Here is a 2,697-nt window from a genome sequence, read left to right on the forward strand (position 1 = left end):
ACTGCAATGAGTGCGGCGAAACAGGCGCGGGAAGCGTTGGCGAGCCTGACGCCAGAAGAGGCCGAGTTCATGATGCGTCATTTACCCGAAATAGCTGGGTTGCTTAGCGATGCCAGCCTAGCAATGGGCGTGAGCGAAGCCATGACTTCCCGGGCGCTGGATGAACTGAGCGCAACACTACGCCGGATTGAAGAGTTACACCAACGGCAGTTCTCGAAGTATGGACACCTGCGCAGCCCCGAGTTTTTTGCTGAGCGTTCAAAGCTATTCAGGCAATTGGATGCGCATTTGAGCATGGGCCTACTTAACAAGCACCTGAATATGGGTAGTTATGACAGCTTACGCAGAGATCTAGGTATCTCGAGCCGTAGTCTTGTTCACCACTGGAGCAAAGCTGGAGCACCGGGAGCGATACCGGGGTATTCAACACACCTAGATAAATTAGCACGCCTGTCAAATCACCTTAAGAAAGGAGGTTATGTGGGGTTAGGACTGGGCGCAGGAAGCGGCCTAATGAACATTCACCAGGCATGCCAAGAAGGAAGAACCGAAGCCTGTAAAAAGGTAACATTTAAAGAGTCGGGAAGTTTTGCCGGAGGTTTAGCGTTCGGAACACTTGCGGGCAAAGCGTCAGGTGCTGTAGCAGCTGCCGCCTGCTTAAGCTTTGGACCCTTTAGCGCCGCCGTATGCACCATCATTATAGTTGGTGCAGGTACTGCTGCTGGAAGCATGGCCGGAATGGCTGGAGGCGAGTGGTTTGGCGAAGCCATTTATGAATATACAGAGTAGATCAATACATTATGGAATTTCCAGCACAAACCATGAAAATACTTATGGCGACAGCATCATGTTTCATGATGATGACAGGACTGGCACTCTATATCCGCTTGGCGCAAACTAAAACCTTGGATATCATGATTTCCGCGTTACCAAGCAGCTACTGGTTGAGCCTGAATATTTCGATATGGGGCAAACGAAGCCTTCGCTCACGACTACAGCTCACAGGAGTCATATCAGCGGTATTATTCTGGCCAATAAAAAATCTGCATATTCGCAATAAAAAACTAGATCAAACAGACATTGACAACTTCCCCAAGCACCTAAAAAAACAATTGCTAGCCTGCAACTACGCACTTTATCTAGGCGCAGCTGGGTTTAGCATAACTTACTACATATACAATTAGCACCCCATGAGCAAACCCAAAAACAGATCTGGTTTCAGAACAAAGCTGATCGCACAGCTAACTCGCGGACAACCCTGCTCCCACACGGATCGCGCCCTGGCAAGGGAAGTGGCGAAAATTTAGGCGAGGTCATTTTTGAGGCCATTCAAGATGATTGATCACCTGGACATTAAATTACGGCTACTCCTATTGGCCTCACCATTCTGCCTGGGCCTTCTATCACTCGCAATAGATATTCAAATCGCCTGCTCTCGCCAATATGCAAGCATGAGCAAATCACTCTCCCGGAGCAAATGCCTTTCCTATTCCGTAGTTATCTGGGGTGAAGAGAATATACGCTCGAGACTTTTGGTGATTTTCATGATCACTGGCACCATTACATTCCCTAAGTCCAGCATCCGCAGAGGCATACTGGATGCTCGAGACTACGATCAACTACCCAGAAACCTGAGAGCGAAATTGGTTATCGCATCCTGGGCAAACACCATTGGATTCACCTGGCTGACCATCAACTACTTTTTGATATAGCTGCCTTGCTTGAGGAATCACCGCGGGGCACCGATTCCCACAGTGATAGCGCATCTTTCAATCTATGCACAATTCCTGTGGGAGCGGGTTCACCCGCGAAAGGGCCGGTACAGCCAATGCAAAAGTCAGCGCATCAAGCCCAACTCGGCATCATCCAGCAGCGCCTTGGCCATGGCTGCGAAGTAATGCGATGCCCACATCATTTGCTGGTCGCTATCCATCAAACCGGTCAGCGACAAGTCCCGTGCATAGCCCATCAACTCGGAGGCCTGCTCGCGGGCGCTGCGGCAGGGGATGCCTTCGGCTATGCGGAACAGCGGATGGGTTTGGCCTTCGCCTTGGTAGAAATAGGTTACGCCTGGGGTGGTTTTGGTTTCGTCGGTCATGGGTTCTCCTGAATGCTCGTTGACCTCCTCTTCCGTTTCCACAGGAAGGGTGGCAGCTGTACACGGGGTGGAAACCCGAGTGCATTCAGGGAAAACTCGGTAGGCACGAGGCCTCCCGGGTACAGCCGCCATGAACGACATACCCTGAAATGCTTACTACAGGTTTCCACACCCGATCGCTGAACCGTCGGCGACAGGCAAAGCCTAGAGGGCGGGATTTGCAGGAACAATCAGACGCGTATCGACAGAGGTTGTAGGGTATTTCGCAGGGGATCGAGTTGCCAGTCCTGAGGCGTAGGAAGAGTCTGAAATTGTAGTATGTCTTGGACAGGCACCAAGGCTGGCAGGTGTTCGCCCTGACAGGTGTAGCGAAACCTGTCAGTCAAAAACCCGTGTAGTCCAAATCTCTACCTCTTGTAGGACTCTTCCTAAACCCTTTCCAACCCGAAAATACCCCTCTAGAGGCTGCTAGCTTCCTGGCTTTCATCCTCAAAAAAGTGGCAAGCCATGAGCATGCGCATAAACATCTTCGGCCGATACCAGGGCCTTGAGGGCGACCAAACCACCACAGGCGCTGTTTGTATTGCCAGCCGGGCCAG

At 51.2% G+C, this 2,697-nt stretch carries 2 protein-coding genes; one reads left to right on the forward strand and one right to left on the reverse strand.

The window, feature by feature from the left end; translation table 11 throughout:
- Positions 1 to 789 (forward strand): hypothetical protein (locus LU684_RS30355; RefSeq protein WP_232895366.1); only part of this gene is annotated, 789 nt, incomplete at its 5' end.
- A 1,048-nt stretch (positions 790 to 1,837) separates the two neighbouring features.
- Here the strand turns inward: LU684_RS30355 and LU684_RS30360 are convergent.
- Positions 1,838 to 2,098, reverse strand: a complete 261-nt coding sequence (locus LU684_RS30360; protein WP_016489337.1) for a DUF3077 domain-containing protein — start codon at positions 2,096 to 2,098, stop codon at positions 1,838 to 1,840.
- Positions 2,099 to 2,697 lie beyond the last annotated feature (599 nt).

This window comes from Pseudomonas sp. NMI542_15 (genome assembly GCF_021283425.1).
GTDB lineage: Bacteria > Pseudomonadota > Gammaproteobacteria > Pseudomonadales > Pseudomonadaceae > Aquipseudomonas > Aquipseudomonas fortuita.